Genomic DNA, 17,225 nt, shown 5'->3' on the forward strand with positions numbered 1-17,225 from the left:
AAGCCCGCAATCCTTTTAGTGATTAATCAATGGTCACCCAGTGCGCGGTTAGACGGTTGTCTGCACGGTGCACTACGTTCACGTTTTTAGCCATGGCCCAAGGGATAACTTGGTCGTGGAGCGGGAGGTGACCCACTTCATCGGCATGGATTTTTAAGACTTTATGAATAGCATCGGTGCGTTTGGCCTCGTCGGTTTCTGTTTTGATTTGGTCAATTAGCGCATCCACTTCCGCATTTTCATAATTTCCAAAGTTAAAGGAGCCATCGGCACCTTCGCCTTTGCTGTGCATTAAGCTTTGGAGTGTGTAGAGCGCATCGAAAGTAGGTACACCCCACCCAAATAGATACGCACTGGTGTCGTAAGACTGTACTTTAGGAAAGTACGTTGCACGAGGCATAGCGTTTAAAGATGCTTTTACCCCTGCCCGTGCCCACATACCAACCACAGCCTGACAAATGGCCTCATCGTTGATGTAACGGTTGTTGGGGCAATCTAGAGTAAAGCTAATTTCATTTGGCTCGTAGCCGGCTTCTTTAATGAGAGCTTTAGCTTTTTCTAAGTCGGGGGCGGGACGTTTGGCGAGCTCTTCGGTCCAACCATGCACCTGCGGTGCAACCATAGTTCCGGTAGGCGAGGAGGAGCCACGCATTACGGCCTTTTTAATGGCTTCAGTATCTATAGCTAAATAAAGAGCCTCGCGTACACGTTGGTCAGCAAAAGGATTTTTTCCTTTTACAGAGCTGTATTTTAGTTCGGGGCTTTTTTGATCTAGACCAATATAAATGGTGCGATACTCGTTGCCCTCAACCACCTTGGCTTGTTGTTGAATGCGCTGTAAATCTTGGGCAGGGGGATCAAGTACAAAATCGACTTCGCCTGAGAGCAGAGCTGCCGTACGAGTTGCGTTTTGTTTAATGGGGGTATAGACGATTTTCGTTACGTTGCCTGGTTTTTGGTCTTTGCCCCACCATTCGGGATTTTCTACATAAACAGTACGAATGTCGACTTCACGGGAGTCCAGTTTGTATGCACCTGTGCCGTTGGCATGACGTGCAGAGTAGGTTTCTTGTTGGTTAGCAAAGTCTTGGGGGGCGGTGGCGTTATTGGCCTCAGACCACGCTTTGTTCATCATGAAAACGTTGGTGAGTTGACGTAATAACACAGGGTTTGGCCCTTGGGTTTCAATTTCTACCGTGTGGTCATCGACTTTACGTACCTCTTTGATACCATTTACATACGCTTTAAAATTAGAGGTGGGTGCCAATGCACGATTTATGGAAAACACCACATCATCGGCGGTAAAATCTGCGCCATCATGGAACTTCACACCTTCGCGTAGCTTAAAACGCCAGACAGTATCCGATTCGGCTTGCCACTCGACCGCAAGAGAAGGCACTAGATTAAAGTCTTTATCATAATCAACCAACGGTTCATATACATAACTGCTCGCAGCAATGGTCATGCCTTCGTTTTGAGCGTGCGGATCTAACGTTAGAATGTCTCCTTGACTAGCCCAACGCAGAGTTTTTGCTTGCCCCAGTACAGGGACAAATAAAGCGGCCGTTAGTGCTGCAATAATCAGTTTTTTATGCATAAAGGTTGCTCCTTTAAAGCGTGTGTAAGCGAGTGTAATTATTTTCATAGTGCCTTGGCTTGGAATAGGCGTCAACATTAAGCATAGATGATATAAAAATAAAGTGGAGCTTAGAAATATCAATAGATAATCAAATAACTCGACGAATTGCTCACCTGGACATGGATGCGTTTTACGCTTCTGTTGCTTTGTTACGTTATCCCGAATTACGTGGCACGGTATTAGTTGTGGGAGGGCGAAATGTGCCTGCACCTAAACAACGCACAGATGGCACATGGCAATACGCCCGTTTAGGAGACTATACGGGTCGAGGGGTTGTGACCACCGCGAGTTATGAGGCGCGAGCTTTTGGTGTGTTTTCGGCCATGGGTTTGATGAAAGCGGCCCAACTTGCTCCTCATGCTATTTTGTTGCCTGCGGACTTTACTGCCTATAGGTATTATTCCCGCTTATTTAAACAAGCCATCGCTCAAATTTCGGACCGCATAGAAAATCGTGGTATTGATGAAATATATATTGATTTAACGGAATTAAAACAAAGCAGTAGTGAGTTGGCACAGCAATTACAAAAAGCCGTATGGGATGCCACTCAATTAACCTGCTCTATAGGCATTAGTCCAAATAAGCTTTTATCTAAAATAGCTTCAGACTTAAACAAGCCCAATGGGGTTTGTATTATTAATGAGGATGACATAGAGCGTTTAATTTGGCCTTTGTCTGTAGCAAAGGTGAATGGTATTGGCCCTAAATCACAAATTAAACTTACCCAGCTAGGCATTCATACTATTGGGGATATAGCTCGAGCTGACCCTGCTTTATTACAAGAGGTATTTGGTTTAAGTTATGCTCAATGGTTGAAAGAGGTGTCGCAAGGCATTGATCATCGGCCAATTATTTTAAGCTCAGACCCTAAGTCCATGAGTCGTGAGCGCACATTTGAGCGTGATTTGCATGTGCAGCATGATCGCCAAACATTAAGTGTGATTTTAGAGCGCATATGCCAACAGCTAGAGCAAGACTTGCGTGCAAAAGCATTCAGAGCCCAAACCATAGGCATTAAACTACGTTTTGATGACTTCAGCATTTTGACGCGTGACCTTACACTAGAGCGTCCGGTGGTAAATGGTGAAGACATATTGCATGCAGCTAGACAGAACTTGCGTCGTACTGAGATTCGTCACCGTCGTTTACGTTTGGTTGGGGTTCGAGCCACAAAGTTGATCGCTGAGGCGGACTGCGTGGTGTTTGATAACACGCCCCAACAACTGAATTTAGACGGTTTATTTTAGATACGCACAAAAGCAGAGCTGATGCGCTAAAATTATTCTATAAAGCTGTTGCGGCTAGTACGTTTTCTTTTTTACAGGGTTCGCTGTTATGCAATTTGATCAGGTTGGTGCAGATGCACTAATGGAAATTACCTCTCGTCCAGATTTGGTTTTTGTGCGCGGCCAGGGTTCTTGGCTCGAAGATCACAATGGCAAGCGATACTTGGACATGATCCAAGGCTGGGCAGTTAACACATTGGGTCATAGCCCTAAAAATGTGGTGGAGGCTATGTGCAAGCAAGCCGCCGAACTGATGAACCCTTCGCCTGCATTTTATAATGCGCCCATGATGGATCTTGCCAAGCTGATCACTCAAAACTCATGTTTTGATCGTGTTTTCTTTGCAAACAGTGGTGGCGAAGCAAACGAAGGCGCTATCAAACTAGCTCGCAAATGGGGTCAAAAAAATCGTCAGGGTGCGTTTAAAATTATTACTTTTGACCATTCTTTTCATGGTCGCACTTTGGCCACCATGTCGGCCTCTGGCAAGTCAGGTTGGGACACCATTTTTGCGCCACAGGTAGATGGCTTTCCTAAAGCAAAATTGAATGATATCGAATCCGTGCGTGCTCTGGTCGACGAGGCTACGGTTGCTGTTATGCTTGAGCCTATCCAAGGCGAGGGCGGTGTGATCCCCGCTGATCCTGCTTTTATGCAAGCATTGCGTGCTTTGTGTGATGAAAAAGGCTTGCTACTGATTGTAGACGAGGTGCAAAGTGGTATGGGGCGTACAGGTGTATTGTTTGCTTATCAGCATTCTGACATAGAGCCCGATATCATGACCTTAGCCAAAGGTATTGGTGCAGGGGTACCGCTCGCAGCCTTATGTGCTAAAGAGTCGGTGTCATGTTTCGAGCATGGCGATCAGGGTGGTACCTACAACGGCAATCCGGTGATGACAGCAGTAGGGGTCGAGGTCATGAAAACCTTGACCGCGCCTGGCTTTATGGAGTCTGTCAACGACCGTGCGCAGCAGTTATCTGATGGGCTGCTTGCATTAAGTGCTAAGTGGGGCTTTAAAGGCGAGCGCGGCCAAGGTTTACTGCGTGCTTTAATCTTAGATAACGACGATGGCCCCGCGTTAGTAGCGGCCGCCCGAGATCGTAGCCCTGAAGGCATGCTGCTTAATTCTCCTCGTCCTAATTTATTACGCTTTATGCCTGCACTTAATATTTCCAAAGAGGATTTAGATACGTGCTTGCAAATTCTTGATGAGCTGATTGCTCAGGTTCGTGCCTAACTGGGCCATGGCAGACTAGCTAAACACTGGTCTGCTTTTTTTAGAGTGGTTATGAGCCAAGAAAAGATTGAACGTCATCAATTGACTCATTTATATATGCAACCGGGGCATTTGCTGCGTCGCGCCCATCAAATCGCTGCTTCTATATTTCACGATGAGCTAGGCGCTCACATTACCCCTATTCAATACGCTGTGTTGCGTATTCTTAAAGAGCACAGTGGGATTGATCAAGTAACTTTAGCGGGCTTAGTCGCTATAGATACTTCTACGGCTGCTAGTGTGGCTTTGCGCTTAGAGGAAAAGGGGCTATTAACTCGTGATATAGACCCTAACAACCGGCGGCAACGCATGTTGCATTTAACCGCCGCAGGCGCAGCTTTACTTGAAGAGGCTAAAGAAGGCATTTACCGTTTAGAAAATCGTATTTTCTCGGGTTTAACGCCAGAGGAGGTACAGCAATTTATGATGTTGCTGCAAAAAATGGTGGAAAGCAACAATGCCCAAAGCCGTGCTCCCTTATTAGTTCCCAAAGCCCCAGAATAAAAAAACGCCTCGTTAGAGGCGTTTTTTGTTTCACGTGAAGCAACCATACGTTATCCAGCTAGTGCTGCGCCGTCTTTGCGTTGATCCGATACTGCCCAAAGCTCACCACTATCTAAGCGTTGTACGGCTTGGGCTCCTCCAAAATCACTGCGTCCTGCTAAATCACCCACTCCTTGAGGGGGAGCGTTGTACCCAGCAGCTCGGATACTGGCTTGAAGCGATTCGTTCATTGAGGATTCTAGAGCCAATAAATGATCGCCTTCAATACGCCAACGTGGATTGGCGATGGCTTGATCTAGAGGAATCCCTTGTCTAAACAATTGATGCATGATTTGAATTTGTCCTTGTGGCTGCATCAAACCGCCCACCACACCTAGGCCTAAATGAAACTGTCCTGCTTTGGTGACTGCTCCGGGCACCACAGTATGGTAGGGGCGTTTGCGTGGTGCAGGTCCATTAAGGTGCCCAGGTTGGGCAAAACCAAACCCTCGGTTCTGTAGTACAAAGCCTGCTCCAGGGACCACATAGCCTGCCCCAAACCGCTTAAAAATACTGGACATTAGCGTGACAGCCATGCCGTTGGCATCCACAATAACGGTACACACCGTGTTACCGCCACTGTCATGAACGGTTTTTGCGGCATCTTGTAAAGCGTCTTGTGTGGCTTCAATTAAAGCCAAAGAATCCGATAGTGATGGCTCGCTGAGTTGCCATGGCATGGCTGCCAAGGCGTTTAAAATAGCGCACCCATGAGTATTAGGGGGACATTGGTAAAACGTATAGTCGGCCCGATCAAGTTGAATAGGGGCGCAAAAAAAACCTTCATGCAAAGCAAAATCGGAGGCCCGTAACAGACCGCCCACATCAAGCATGGCTTGTTCTGCTTGATGAGGAATATTGCCTTCATAAAAAGCCTTGTAACCCTCATTTGCTATACGCTCTAGGGTATGAGCCAAGTCTGGGTTTTGATAGATTTGTCCTTTTTTAGGGGTGTTGCCCGCTTGATAGAGTTGAGCACAATGGGGGTCTACGCGCAGGACAAAATCAAACAGTTTCCACTCCCGCGCCGAGACCTCGGCAACGTTAAATCCTTTGGCTGCATGATAAATAGCATCTGTAAAAAGTGTCTTCCATTCCAATTGACCGTATCGTTGGTGTAAATCGTGCCAACCACGCACTGCTCCGGGCGTGGTAATACTGTAGGGGTGTCGTTCAGGAATACGTTGATTTGGCAGTAAGCTGACTTTATCTGCTGTTAATAAAGCGGGAGAGCGACCTGTGCCGTTATAAGCGATAGGTGCGTTATTGGGCTCGACCACAATGGCTAATACATCGCCGCCTATACTGGTCGCCATTGGCTCTACTACCCCCATGACCGCATCTGCCGCAATAGCGGCATCAATGGCACTGCCTCCTTTAGTTAAGATGCGTTTAGCAGCATGAGCAGCTAAAGCATTGCCAGTAGAAATAGCCCAGTTGTTACCTCTTGCTGTTTTGTTATAAACCATGTGCTTTTCCGTCTTTATGAATAAGTGTTAAAGCGTGTTTGGCAGTCAAAATAAGTAAGCCGCGTGGTTGTGGCACTGCTCGGTAGTAATCTGCCGATAAGCCTTTTGCTAAAAGCAAAGAAATTCATATTTAGCCACCATGAATTGTATACTATATTTTATTTGCTGCTAAAGCTATATATTGACACATATGCAAAAGCAAACCTGAAAGGGACCAAGTTTTATTATTAGCAAGGATCTATATGATGGATTTCACACAGATTATGGGCGTAGGAATGATGACCTACATCGTGATGGCAGCCGTTGTGGCAACGGCTGCTTTTTTACAAGGAGTAGGAGGCGTGGGCTTTGCCATGCTTGCAGCACCAGTGGCTGTAATGATTGCACCGGAAATGGTACCTGGTTCGCTTTTGGTTCTAGGAGGGAGTGTGTCGTTTTTAGCGGCGGTACGAGAACGTCACGCTATTGTTATGCCAGTTGTTAATTCTGCGTTGGTAGGGCGCGTGGCAGGCACGCTTTTAGCAGCCATCGGGATGACCCAGCTTTCTAGCCAAGGTTTAGGGCTGTTGTTTGGTGGTTTTATTTTAATTGCTGTTTTATTAAGTGCGTCAGGAATGCGTGTTAAGCCTACAGTAACTAATGTATGTGGTTTGGGGGTGGTGTCTGGCGTAATGGGTACATTGACTTCTGTGGGGGCTCCTGCTTTAGCAATTGCAATGCAAAGTTTGAAACCGGATCAACTGCGTCCATCGCTAGGAGGTACCTTATTTGTGGGTGCTTTGGTATCTATTCTTAGCTTGGCTTTTGCTGGTCTATTTGGCTGGAAAGATTTACGTTTGGGCTTGGCATTGTGGCCCTTTATGTATTTAGGTTTTCAGTTTTCAAGCCGAGCCCGTCATGCGGTAAGCCCTAAAAATATCCGTTTGTTTTTATTGGTTTTTTGTGGATTAAGCAGCGTGATTTTGATAGTTAAGTCGTTGATTTAGTGATCGCTTCGTAGACGTATTATAATTGGAATACTACTGATTCTTTTAAGCTTGATTACGAAGGTTTTCTGATTCAAGCGCTGTGGAATAAATAATGAACAACACATCAGCGGCTAAACTAGGTCAAAAACATGCGCCCTTATTTGCCTTGGTACGTGACCGTATTCGAGAAGACATCTTAAATGGTGTGTATAGACCTGGCGACAGGCTTATCGAGGGCAAGCTCTCCGAGGACCTCGGGGTATCGCGTATTCCTGTACGCGAGGCTCTACGAGAGCTTTCTGCCGAGGGTATTGTTACCATCGAGCCACGCCGCGGGGCATCCGTTGCGGTGTTATCAGATAGCAGTGCTCGTAATATGACGGAAGTGCGTGCGGCCCTAGAGGGGTTGAACGCTCGTTTGGCTGCAATGCGGCGCGATGAGGAGACCATTGCTGTCTTAAAAGATATTTTGCAGCGGGGCCAAGACGCTTTAAAACGTGAAGACCTTAATGAGCTAAAAGAGTTAAATAAATTGTTCCATGATCACCTAGGAACCATGGCCGATAACAGTATTTTGGCTGAGCTTAGTTCCAGTTTCAGAGACCGTACCACCTTATTGTTTGCACCAAGCAATATACAACGTGTGCGTAGTAACTGGGAGGAGCACGCTCAAATTCTAAATGCTGTGATTGCGGGCAATGCCGAGTTAGCCAATTTGCTTGCTACCCAACACGTCTATAACGCTGCTTCAGCCTATTTTCAAACAGATAAACAATAGTTGGCTTTTGGTTCCATGATTGGTATCATTGGTTTTTTTGACCAAAAGAGAGATACCAATGGAAATGACGATGGAGACCACCTTGTTATTTGCTGCATCTATGCTTGTTGCAGGCGTGATTGCAGGGATTATTGCCGGATTATTAGGGGTTGGGGGCGGCATTGTTCTGGTCCCAGCCATGTTTTATCTTTTTACGCTAATGGATGTTAGTCCCGAGGTACGAATGCATCTGGCAGTTGGTACCTCTTTATCTACTATTATTGTTACAGCTTGGTCCTCTTCGCGGGCGCATTATAAAAAAGGAGCTGTTGACATAGGGCTATTAAAAGGGTGGGGACCATGGTTGTTTTTTGGTGCCATTGTAGGAATGCTTTTCTTTAGCTCCATTAAATCACTGACTTTAACTTTTGTGTTTTCAGCCGTTACTTTTTTATTGGCTTTATATATGTTGTTTTCGCCCCAATACGAAGAAGGCTCTGAATCCACCTTTCCTGGTGGCGTATTACGTGGTTTATATGGCGTTATTGTTGCCAGTTTGTCTTCTATAATGGGAATTGGCGGCGGCAGTCTTAGTGTGCCTTTGTTAACGTACTATCGCTTTCCTATCCGGCGTGCCGTGGGAACAGCTGCTGCAGTGGGTTTAATTATTGCCTTGCCTGGCACTATAGGGGCTTTTGCTTCGGGCTATGGGGATCCTAATCTGCCACCTTTTAGCATTGGCTATGTGAACCTTTTGGCTTTTGCCATACTTATCCCTGTTACAGGGTATTTTGCCCCCATAGGTTCTAAAATTGCACACGCGATTAACCCCAAATACCTGCGCTATGCTTTTGCAGGGTTTTTAATTTTTAATGCAGTAAATATGTTGATTACTGCTTTCTAACAGAGACTTTATTACGTTAGGTTTTTATGACAACTTCTTCAACACCTCGACGCGCCGATTACGCCTTAGCTCTATTGCATGAGCTTTTAGCGCAGACCCCCGTGGGCGATAAACTAAAGCCCGAGCGTGAGCTAGCGGCCGAGTTTGGAGTAAGCCGCCGTGTCATAAGAGATGCGCTTAACCAACTCGAGTCGCAAGGTCGTATTGTGCGTACCCCCGGACGGGGCACTATAGTACAAGGACAGCAAGCGCCAGCTACATCTGCATCCATAGTAGAGGACAACACATTTCCTAATGTGTCTCGGCCCCAAGAAAACAGTGCGTTTTCTCAGACCGAATCCTTTGCTGTGCCAGATGCTGTAATTTTAGGCAGTAGCCCTATTGATTTAATGAATGCGCGCTTGGTGCTAGAGCCCGCCATTGCCGCAACTGCTGCTATGCATGCTTCTACTCAAGACATTCATAGCATGCATGATTTAGTGGAGCGTGGTCGTCAGGCACAAAGCCCTCAAGAATGGGAACAATGGGACAGTGCATTACACCAACGTATTGGTGATGCAACGCACAACCAATTACTGCAGTATTTTTACCGAGTACTCTCAGTAGCTCGTTCTCAAACAGAGTGGGGACGACTACGACGACAAACTCTTAGTGCAAAGAATCAACAGCTTTATAGCGAACAGCATGCTGCTATTTTGCAGGCAATTCAGGCGCGCGACCCTCAAGAGGCGGCTGAGTGTATGCGTACGCACTTACACACGGTAAAACGTACCTTAATTGACGGGATTGAATTATAAATCTAATGCTTTGGTTCATCAGACCAAGCCACGGTTTTTGTCTTTGCGAGTCATTCACAACGCATTAATTACACATTGATTTACGCTACTTTTTGAAAATGGGACCATTTCTATATGGTCCCATTTTTTTAGGGATAGTACCTAGTTCTTATTTTTGTAGATTGTATACAATTTAATCAATGCTTCAGGTATAGATCATTAATGCTTGGAGTATTTGCTTATACACCGACAGAAATAAGGAATGGTCATGGAACAGAAATTATTAGATCGCGATGAGTTTCGCGCCGCCTTGGAAAAAGCAATTCAGGGTAAAAGTGCTAACAAGTCTCCTTTTAGTATTGCGTGGGCCACAGGCAAGCTGACTCGCGAACATTTGGCGCGTTGGGCTGAAAACCACTACCACTATGTAGGTCCGTTTGCGGATTACTTGGGGTATTTATACGCTCGCACTCCAGCTGAATACGAGGAAGCCAAAGATTTTTTGCTTGCCAATATGTACGAAGAGGAAATTGGTGGCGATCGCCATACCGACTTGTTAATTCGTTTTGGTGAAGCCTGCGGTACCACCCGAGAGCGCATTGAAAACCCCGATAACATGAGCCCAACCACCCGTGCTTTACAGGCATGGTGCTATAGCGTGGCCATGCGTGAAGATCCGGTTGTAGCTGTAGCGGGTTTAGTGGTGGGCTTAGAGTCGCAAGTCCCTTCTATTTACCGCAAGCAAACGCCAACCCTACGTGAAACCTATGGTTTTACGGATGAGGAGGTCGAGTTCTTTGATTTGCATATTGTGTCGGATGAGATCCACGGGGAACGCGGTTATCAAATCGTGCTAGAGCATGCCAATACGGTCGAGTTACAGCAGCGCTGTTTACGCATCTGTGAAATTGGTGCTGAAATGCGCTTGCTTTACACCACTGCTTTATATAACGACTATGCCAAAGAAAGCATCAGCCTCGAAGAGTTAGGTGCAGCAGCTTAAATGACCAGCTACGTAGGGTAGGTGGCTACCCTACTGCATTACTACAGCTTCGATGGGGGATAGAGTGAGTTTAATTACGGATCAGGTCTTTCACAATTACATCAATGGGGCATGGGTTGCCAGCCAATCGGGGGCTTTAGCACCGAACGGCAACCCGGCAGATAGCACAGATAAGGTGGGGCAATTTCAAGCCTCAACTGCTGAAGATGCGGCGACGGCGGTGCAGGCGGCGCAAAAAGCATTTTTGGCTTGGAAAAACACGCCTATTTCAAAACGGGCACAGATCATCGAGAAAGCCGCAGCCTATTTAGAGGCGCATGTGGATGAAATCGCTTTAGGCTTAACACGCGAAGAGGGTAAGACCTTGGCTCAAAGTAAAGGCGAAGTTTTACGCTCTGCACAAACATTACGGTTTTATGCCGTCGAAGGGCAGACCTATACCGGTGAAACTTTCCCTCAGGATGACGCGCAGATGGTGGTTTATACCCAGCGTGAACCATTGGGGGTAGCCACTGTTATTGCGCCCTGGAATTTTCCTATCTCTATTCCAGCAAGAAAAATAGCACCCGCGTTGATTACCGGTAATACCGTGGTGTTTAAACCTTCTTCTGAAACACCATTAACCGGCTATTACCTAACTAAAGCGTTTGATGAGGCAGGTATACCATCTGGGGTTTTAAATTTCATCACTGGACGTGCTTCGGCAGTGGGTCCCACCTTGGTGGAGTCGCCAGCAGTGAAAGCCATTTCATTTACCGGCTCTACTGCAGCGGGTGAGCAAATTGCCAAAGCTGCCAAGATGACTACACGCCTGCAAATGGAGCTAGGCGGAAAAAACCCTCTTATTGTGATGGAAGATGCAGATCTTGACCTTGCGGTGCGCTTAATTGTGCAGGGCGGTTTTAATTTGAGTGGTCAAGCGTGTACGGGCACGAGCCGTGTATTGGTGCATAGTGCAGTCAAAGCAGAGTTCACTAAAAAACTTGTAGAAAAAGTGCGCACCTTGACGTTGGGCCCAGGCATAGAAAACCGTGATTTAGGCCCTATTGCAACAGAGTCTCAACTAAATAGTATCTTGGAATACATAGAAATAGGTAAACGAGAGGCGACATTGTTGTGTGGCGGTACACGTCCAGAAGGGCCTGAATTTGAGAACGGCTTGTATGTGTTGCCTACGGTGTTTACTGACGTGACTCAAGACATGCGCATTGCCAAAGAAGAGATTTTTGGCCCCGTAGTGGCGGTTATTGAAATTGCCGACTATGAGGATGCTTTGGCAAAGGCCAATGACACAGAGTACGGTTTGGCAGCCGCTATTGTGACGCAAAATCCTAGCTACGCCCACCGGTTTGTGAATGAGATTGAAGCAGGCACGGTCAAAATTAACCGAACCACCACAGGTAATTTAATTAATGCACCATTTGGCGGGTTGAAGCAGTCCAGCACTTCTACCTTTAGAGAATCAGGGCGGGCCGGACTAGAGTTTTATACCCAAATAAAAACCGTGTATCGAGGTATCTGATAGCGCAAGTTATTGCGGTTCAATTCTTATAAAAAAGGATCAATCAATGAGAAAGATTTTACGTTTAGAACAAAAAGAAGCACGTTTAATGGTGGATGCTGCTATTGCAAAATCCAAAGAAATCGGCGTGCTAGAAACCGTTTGTGTGGTTGATGAGGGCGGCTTTCCTATTGTGATGGAGCGCATGGATGGTGCACGTATTACGGGTCCACAAATAGCCTGGAACAAAGCATTTACTGCGGCGGCTCATAAGCGTTCTACGCACTTGTTTACGACCCCTCCTAATGGTCCCGCTTTGCCTGGTAATGAAGCCTTTGGTATTCAGCTTAGTTTCGAAGGTAAGTTTGCTGCGTTTATTGGGGGCTTTCCTATAGTGGTTGACGGAGAGGTGGTTGGTGGCATTGGCCTCAGTGGTGGCAACGGTGAACAAGACACCAAAGCGGGTGTGGCCGGTTTGCAAGCATTGGCAGATGAGCTTTCTAGCCAAGGCTTTGAGGTATTGGTTCAAGCCGATATTAAAAAGTAACAGGAGCAGGGCATGGCATATCAGGTAGAGGTAATAGAAACGGGGATCGTATTTGAGGTGAACCCTGAGGAAAAGTTACTTGAAGCCGCTTCTCGCCAAGGAGTACGTATTTATAGCGACTGCGAGTTTGGTGGCTGTGGCACGTGTCGAATCAAAGTAGTTGAAGGACAAGTGCATTACGAAGATGACTTTTTGCCGATGAGTGTGAGTGATGAGGAACACGCGGAAGGGTTTGCTGCTGCGTGTCAGGCACAGGTGAATTCTGATCTCAAAATTAGTTTGGCAAACCACATTGATATTTTGCCTGAGACTCGTGCCCTATCGTTACGCGTTAGTTCAGTACGTGAGTTGTGTCCTGGAGTACGAGAGCTGCGTTTGCAAGGTGAAAACTTAACCAGTGCAAGGTATTTACCAGGGCAGTACCTGAATATCCAGCTTGAAGATGGACGGGCACGTAGCTTTTCTATGGCAACAGCCACCGCGCAAAATAATGAGCTGCGCCTTTTTATTCGCGAGGTGGAGCAGGGGTTATTTACACAACATCAACTACCCCAGCTAGCGGTGGGACAGCCCTTAGAGGTTGAGCTGCCCTTAGGCAATTTTTATTACCGAGCGCGTGATTGGCGTCCGTTGATCTTTGTGGCTACAGGAACAGGTATTGCCCCTATACGTGCCATTTTAGAGTCGTTACTTGATGACGAGGATTGTCCCCCTATTTCCTTGTATTGGGGTATGCGCAGCGAACAAGACTTGTATCAATTTGATGAGTTTACTGCGTGGGCCAAGCGTTTATCTGACTTTAGTTTTATTCCGGTGTTATCACAGCCGGAGCCAAGTTGGCAGGGACGTGTGGGTTATGTGCAGGATGCTGTATGTGCCGATCACCCTGATGGTTCTGAGTTTGCGTTTTATCTGTGTGGGGCACCAGCCATGATCGCGGATGCGCAAACTAAGTTTAAAGCCATTGGGGCAGATAGTGATTTTATTTATGCTGATGCTTTTACTTTTCAGCATGAGCAGGCGGTGGTAGAGAGCGTTTAAAGCGCACACTATTTAGCTGGCGCTAGCGTGGATGAAGACGATTTACTCCACCCGATGAATTTTTGATTTTAGGTGAATTCATGCCCTTAGTAACGTTTTATAAAGGTGGCGACGTCTTTCAAGACGAAGTCAAAGAAAACACAAATTTAGTCGTTCGGGCGGGAATACGTCAGTTTCCCTTTCCACACCTACGTTACGGCTGCGGGATGGGGCGTTGTGCAAAATGCGCTTGCCGTATTTTAAAAGGTGCGGAGCATTTGCCTGTAGCGAACTGGAAGGAAAAAAAACAGTTAGGCACCGAACGCTTAGAGCAAGGCTATCGCTTGATGTGCCAGCTTTGGATTAACGAAGACATTGAGGTCGAACAAGATCTGGATGAGTTGGTTTAGGAGAAGACATGTATATCGTATTAACAAGTAAACCCGGTGAATACAAAACTGAACCGGGTTCTGGAACAACAGTGTTGAGCACTTACGAATATAAGTTTTACAACCAAACCAAAGCTGTGTTTTCCATAGCGCGTATTGAGCCTAACTCCCGCGTCATCATTACAGAAGAAGGGGAAGGTGGCACCGTCAATAATATTCCCACACGCCAAATGGAAAAATTCGATACCGAACAAGAAGCCCTCAAAGAGCTAGAAGGCCTGACGCAGTTTGGTTCTATTCAAGCGGAGTTGATCCCTTGTCAGATTTAATGTGAGAGTAAAAATGGTTGAAATTACCTTTGCAACAAATGATGGCTTTAAGGTGGATGCCCCTGAAAACAGTAATTTATTGCGCATATCGATTCGCGAACGAGGCGGTATTCCGTTTAAGTGTGGGGGCGGCATTTGTGGTACGTGTAAATGCCACATTGTAGAGGGCTTGGAAAATACGGACGCACTAAAAGGCAAAGAAAAAAAGCACCTGAGTCCAGAGGAAATTGAACAAGGCTTCAGAATGGCATGCCAAACCTTTGTGAATGGCAATATTACGGTGAAATGGTAGTTAGCGCTTATGATTTACTTAACTGACCGCCAGATTTGTCATTTATTAGCGGATGACGCTGTGAACCGCCGTGTTTTAGCGGCTGCGTTCATAGAGCTTGAGCAGCAGCAAGCGGCTCAGTTAGCTCGGCAACGGATCGAGGCGCAAGGAGTAAAACTCTCTACGCTAGCGGCAGTTTTACCTATGCAAGGGGTGGCAGGGGCTAAGGTTTATACCACTATCCAAGGTAGGTTCACTTTTGTCATTATCTTGTTTTCTACTGAAACGGGCGCGGTGCTTGCGGTGTTAGATGCCCAGCAAATCACAAAAAAGCGCACGGCGGCCTGTTCCGTACTGATGGCGCAGCAGTTTGCGTGTACGCGCCCGAAAAAGTTGGCTGTGTTTGGCTTGGGGGCTCAGAGCACAGAACACGTAATGCAAATGGCACATGCGTTTGATTTTGAGCAAATAGCGCTAGTAACTCGACAGCCTTACCCTGAAAAAGCAGCACATTTACAAGACCAGCTACAGGTTAATGTGTGTCAGGCATCACCCGAGCAGGCACTGGATGGTGCCGATATTATCGTAACCGCTACGCGTGCTGTCACCCCCATCATAAACGGTGACAGCCTGAAGCCAGGTGTATTTATTGCTGCAGTAGGTTCTAGTTTACCGACCACACGTGAGCTTGATGACTCGGTAATTAAAAAAGCCGACGCGATTGTGGTGGAATCTAAAGAACAAAGCTTAAAAGAAGCCGGCGATTTAATTTTAGCGTCTCATCTAGTTAGTACTGAAAAGATATATACATTTGGTGAGGTATTAGCAAATAAATCGTTATTTAATCAGTCGTATGATTTAGTGATTTACAAAGCAGTAGGAGTGGCATTAGAGGACATTGCTCTTGCCGGTTTGGCTTATGAAAATTTCATTAAAAATTAAAATAAGTCAATAGGAGGTGATGTTAAGAGACTTCTGCTTGTTTTAAGTATAAATTAAACAAGAGTAATATTTTATGAAAGATGACCGATTCTCTAGCATAGGTGTTTTAAAACAAGCGCTTACAAGAGATTACAATCGTGTAAATATGGCTATTTTTTCAGGCGGTGTTATTAGTCTAAAAATAGATATAGTCCAAGATAAAATATTAATTATTGCCAATCACAAGCGCGTTGCTGCTCTTGATTATCTTAGTAAAGAAAATGCTATTGTTAGTGATTTAGCTGATAACTATTTAGTAAAGTCTTTTAAAAAAGAATTCATTAAATTGCTGGAAAATGATTACGGGTTTGATATTTTATCTTTATTTAAAGATTATGATACTCGATCCGAGCTTTCATTGACCGCTATTTATCTAAAAGACTGTATTGAAAGTTACATTTCAGTTTAAATCCATTCCTAATGTGTTGGCTGGTTTTTAGGCCTTAATAAAGAGCTTATATCCGCCGGTACTTCTTTGGTTACCCAACCAAGGAGTACCGGCGTTTTTTTTTGGAGACAGAAATGACAACAGTAAATGATTTAATGGCGGCGCTAAATGTCATTACAGGTGGACGGATGGTGGATTCAGTCGAGGAGGCTGCCAAAGAAAACCATCCGTTTGTGATGTGGAAAGATTCTGGCATTTATGGGAAAAAAATTCTGGAGATACCGGGTTTAATTCATGGTGATCCAGAACAGAAAATAAAAAAAATAGCTGTTTGTATGACTATGACTGAGTTGAGCATAGAGTTAGCGGGAGCAACCGGAGTGGATGCCATAGTGGCCCATCATCCCATTGCTGATGCAGCCAGTTGTGGCGGTGTCACTCTAAAAGACTATTTAGATCTTTATGGTATAGCCGCTTTAGAGTGCCATGAGGCGTTTCATGGTTTGCACCCTGGGATCGCCTATTTACATGGACACCGCGTGCTGAAAAGCGATATTTCTTATGGTGGTGTGCATGGCAACGTGGTGTTTGTTGGTGAGGTGTTTGCTGAGATCAATACATTGGGCGATATATTGCGGCGTTTGGACGCACACATGGGCTTAGAGCTAGAGCATGAATTATTAAATTATGAGCGTGGCTTAAAAGCTTGTGATGATATTCACGAGGCTAGCTTATTAACCAAAGGGCGTATTCATATAGGAAATGAAAATAGTCCAGTAAATAAAGTGCTGCACATATTTCCTCATACTGGATTTAGCAAAGAAAACCTCTATCAAGCCATAAAAGAAAATCCTGATGTGGATACGGTTTTAGCCTCAATCAGTCGTGTTTATCCAGGTCATGAGTTGATTGATGCGGCACGCTCGTTAGGTCTGAATTTTTTAGTAGGTAATAGCCATGTTTTGGAAATACTAGAAAATGGCATGCCTTTGGCTTACGCCTTAGAGCAGTTATTAGAAGGCGTAGAGGTGGTTGTGTTTAGAGATAGAGTAACATCCACGCCCGTGCGTGCTTTAGGTAATCAGCACTTACAAGACTATGCTGAGCGCTTTTCAAAAGAGCACCTGGTGGGCAGAAACTTGATTAGTGCCTGTCTTTGATAGGCGAGGAGGAGA

General features: G+C 45.7%; 19 protein-coding genes. 17 read left to right on the forward strand and 2 right to left on the reverse strand.

The genetic code is table 11. From position 1 onward, the window contains the following. Window positions 1-22 precede the first annotated feature (22 nt). Entirely contained in the window at window positions 23-1,597 is a 1,575-nt protein-coding gene (locus ACBP46_RS00230) for an ABC transporter substrate-binding protein (protein WP_371014734.1), read from the reverse strand. A 116-nt stretch (window positions 1,598-1,713) separates the two neighbouring features. Here ACBP46_RS00230 and dinB point away from each other — a divergent pair, with 116 nt between their 5' ends. The 3 genes from dinB (at window position 1,714) to ACBP46_RS00245 (ending at window position 4,708) form a co-directional block, all read left to right on the forward strand. After that, on the forward strand, window positions 1,714-2,886 hold the full coding sequence (dinB, locus tag ACBP46_RS00235) for a DNA polymerase IV (protein ID WP_371015398.1): 1,173 nt from the start codon (window positions 1,714-1,716) through the stop codon (window positions 2,884-2,886). A gap of 88 nt (window positions 2,887-2,974) precedes the next feature. Next, on the forward strand, window positions 2,975-4,165 hold the full coding sequence (locus ACBP46_RS00240) for an acetylornithine transaminase (RefSeq protein ID WP_371014735.1): 1,191 nt from the start codon (window positions 2,975-2,977) through the stop codon (window positions 4,163-4,165). A 51-nt stretch (window positions 4,166-4,216) separates the two neighbouring features. Continuing rightward, a complete protein-coding gene (locus ACBP46_RS00245; RefSeq protein ID WP_371014736.1) occupies window positions 4,217-4,708 on the forward strand; it encodes a MarR family winged helix-turn-helix transcriptional regulator in 492 nt (163 codons plus the stop codon). A 50-nt stretch (window positions 4,709-4,758) separates the two neighbouring features. On the opposite strand, the gene ACBP46_RS00250 is transcribed toward ACBP46_RS00245, so the two are convergent. Beyond that, window positions 4,759-6,216 (reverse strand): gamma-glutamyltransferase family protein, encoded by a 1,458-nt coding sequence (locus tag ACBP46_RS00250; RefSeq protein ID WP_371014737.1) that lies wholly within the window; start codon window positions 6,214-6,216, stop codon window positions 4,759-4,761. 242 nt (window positions 6,217-6,458) lie between these two features. Between ACBP46_RS00250 and ACBP46_RS00255 the strand changes: the two genes are divergently transcribed. The 14 genes from ACBP46_RS00255 to ACBP46_RS00320 all read left to right on the forward strand — a co-directional run bounded on the left by ACBP46_RS00255 (window position 6,459) and on the right by ACBP46_RS00320 (window position 17,210). Continuing rightward, the gene (locus tag ACBP46_RS00255) at window positions 6,459-7,202 is read left to right on the forward strand and encodes a TSUP family transporter (protein WP_371014738.1); all 744 of its coding nucleotides are present in this window, start codon (window positions 6,459-6,461) and stop codon (window positions 7,200-7,202) included. Between the two features lie 94 nt (window positions 7,203-7,296). Next, complete coding sequence (locus ACBP46_RS00260; protein WP_371014739.1) at window positions 7,297-7,962, forward strand: GntR family transcriptional regulator; 666 nt, start codon at window positions 7,297-7,299, stop codon at window positions 7,960-7,962. Between the two features lie 58 nt (window positions 7,963-8,020). Further along, a complete protein-coding gene (locus tag ACBP46_RS00265) occupies window positions 8,021-8,845 on the forward strand; it encodes a sulfite exporter TauE/SafE family protein (protein WP_371014740.1) in 825 nt (274 codons plus the stop codon). Between the two features lie 26 nt (window positions 8,846-8,871). After that, window positions 8,872-9,642 carry a FadR/GntR family transcriptional regulator gene (locus ACBP46_RS00270; protein ID WP_371014741.1) on the forward strand — a complete coding sequence of 257 codons (771 nt, stop codon included), beginning with the start codon at window positions 8,872-8,874 and terminating at the stop codon, window positions 9,640-9,642. 247 nt (window positions 9,643-9,889) lie between these two features. Further along, complete coding sequence (locus tag ACBP46_RS00275) at window positions 9,890-10,624, forward strand: TenA family transcriptional regulator (RefSeq protein WP_371014742.1); 735 nt, start codon at window positions 9,890-9,892, stop codon at window positions 10,622-10,624. Window positions 10,625-10,688: 64 nt separating this feature from the next. Next, complete coding sequence (locus ACBP46_RS00280; RefSeq protein ID WP_371014743.1) at window positions 10,689-12,146, forward strand: aldehyde dehydrogenase family protein; 1,458 nt, start codon at window positions 10,689-10,691, stop codon at window positions 12,144-12,146. A 46-nt stretch (window positions 12,147-12,192) separates the two neighbouring features. After that, on the forward strand, window positions 12,193-12,672 hold the full coding sequence (locus ACBP46_RS00285; RefSeq protein ID WP_371014744.1) for a GlcG/HbpS family heme-binding protein: 480 nt from the start codon (window positions 12,193-12,195) through the stop codon (window positions 12,670-12,672). Window positions 12,673-12,684: 12 nt separating this feature from the next. Continuing rightward, a complete protein-coding gene (locus tag ACBP46_RS00290) occupies window positions 12,685-13,713 on the forward strand; it encodes a 2Fe-2S iron-sulfur cluster-binding protein (RefSeq protein WP_371014745.1) in 1,029 nt (342 codons plus the stop codon). 80 nt (window positions 13,714-13,793) lie between these two features. Then, window positions 13,794-14,102 (forward strand): 2Fe-2S iron-sulfur cluster-binding protein, encoded by a 309-nt coding sequence (locus tag ACBP46_RS00295; protein WP_371014746.1) that lies wholly within the window; start codon window positions 13,794-13,796, stop codon window positions 14,100-14,102. Window positions 14,103-14,110: 8 nt separating this feature from the next. Beyond that, complete coding sequence (locus tag ACBP46_RS00300; RefSeq protein ID WP_371014747.1) at window positions 14,111-14,410, forward strand: ferredoxin; 300 nt, start codon at window positions 14,111-14,113, stop codon at window positions 14,408-14,410. A gap of 13 nt (window positions 14,411-14,423) precedes the next feature. After that, window positions 14,424-14,702 (forward strand): 2Fe-2S iron-sulfur cluster-binding protein, encoded by a 279-nt coding sequence (locus tag ACBP46_RS00305; RefSeq protein WP_371014748.1) that lies wholly within the window; start codon window positions 14,424-14,426, stop codon window positions 14,700-14,702. 9 nt (window positions 14,703-14,711) lie between these two features. Beyond that, on the forward strand, window positions 14,712-15,623 hold the full coding sequence (locus ACBP46_RS00310; protein ID WP_371014749.1) for an ornithine cyclodeaminase family protein: 912 nt from the start codon (window positions 14,712-14,714) through the stop codon (window positions 15,621-15,623). A 73-nt stretch (window positions 15,624-15,696) separates the two neighbouring features. Next, complete coding sequence (locus tag ACBP46_RS00315) at window positions 15,697-16,071, forward strand: DUF2294 domain-containing protein (RefSeq protein ID WP_371014750.1); 375 nt, start codon at window positions 15,697-15,699, stop codon at window positions 16,069-16,071. A 113-nt stretch (window positions 16,072-16,184) separates the two neighbouring features. Next, complete coding sequence (locus ACBP46_RS00320) at window positions 16,185-17,210, forward strand: Nif3-like dinuclear metal center hexameric protein (protein ID WP_371014751.1); 1,026 nt, start codon at window positions 16,185-16,187, stop codon at window positions 17,208-17,210. Window positions 17,211-17,225: the final 15 nt, after the last annotated feature.

The sequence above is a fragment of the Paenalcaligenes hominis genome, assembly GCF_041359055.1.
GTDB classification, from domain to species: domain Bacteria; phylum Pseudomonadota; class Gammaproteobacteria; order Burkholderiales; family Burkholderiaceae_B; genus Paenalcaligenes; species Paenalcaligenes hominis_A.

Bases quoted from the DNA above. Each gene is read 5' to 3' on its own strand.
- ACBP46_RS00230 (WP_371014734.1), bottom strand. From the start codon at position 1,597: ATGCATAAAAAACTGATTATTGCAGCACTAACGGCCGCTTTATTTGTC.
- ACBP46_RS00240 (WP_371014735.1), top strand. From the start codon at position 2,975: ATGCAATTTGATCAGGTTGGTGCAGATGCACTAATGGAAATTACCTCT.
- ACBP46_RS00245 (WP_371014736.1), top strand. From the start codon at position 4,217: ATGAGCCAAGAAAAGATTGAACGTCATCAATTGACTCATTTATATATG.
- ACBP46_RS00250 (WP_371014737.1), bottom strand. From the start codon at position 6,216: ATGGTTTATAACAAAACAGCAAGAGGTAACAACTGGGCTATTTCTACT.
- ACBP46_RS00255 (WP_371014738.1), top strand. From the start codon at position 6,459: ATGATGGATTTCACACAGATTATGGGCGTAGGAATGATGACCTACATC.
- ACBP46_RS00260 (WP_371014739.1), top strand. From the start codon at position 7,297: ATGAACAACACATCAGCGGCTAAACTAGGTCAAAAACATGCGCCCTTA.
- ACBP46_RS00265 (WP_371014740.1), top strand. From the start codon at position 8,021: ATGGAAATGACGATGGAGACCACCTTGTTATTTGCTGCATCTATGCTT.
- ACBP46_RS00270 (WP_371014741.1), top strand. From the start codon at position 8,872: ATGACAACTTCTTCAACACCTCGACGCGCCGATTACGCCTTAGCTCTA.
- ACBP46_RS00275 (WP_371014742.1), top strand. From the start codon at position 9,890: ATGGAACAGAAATTATTAGATCGCGATGAGTTTCGCGCCGCCTTGGAA.
- ACBP46_RS00285 (WP_371014744.1), top strand. From the start codon at position 12,193: ATGAGAAAGATTTTACGTTTAGAACAAAAAGAAGCACGTTTAATGGTG.
- ACBP46_RS00290 (WP_371014745.1), top strand. From the start codon at position 12,685: ATGGCATATCAGGTAGAGGTAATAGAAACGGGGATCGTATTTGAGGTG.
- ACBP46_RS00295 (WP_371014746.1), top strand. From the start codon at position 13,794: ATGCCCTTAGTAACGTTTTATAAAGGTGGCGACGTCTTTCAAGACGAA.
- ACBP46_RS00300 (WP_371014747.1), top strand. From the start codon at position 14,111: ATGTATATCGTATTAACAAGTAAACCCGGTGAATACAAAACTGAACCG.
- ACBP46_RS00305 (WP_371014748.1), top strand. From the start codon at position 14,424: ATGGTTGAAATTACCTTTGCAACAAATGATGGCTTTAAGGTGGATGCC.
- ACBP46_RS00310 (WP_371014749.1), top strand. From the start codon at position 14,712: ATGATTTACTTAACTGACCGCCAGATTTGTCATTTATTAGCGGATGAC.
- ACBP46_RS00315 (WP_371014750.1), top strand. From the start codon at position 15,697: ATGAAAGATGACCGATTCTCTAGCATAGGTGTTTTAAAACAAGCGCTT.
- ACBP46_RS00320 (WP_371014751.1), top strand. From the start codon at position 16,185: ATGACAACAGTAAATGATTTAATGGCGGCGCTAAATGTCATTACAGGT.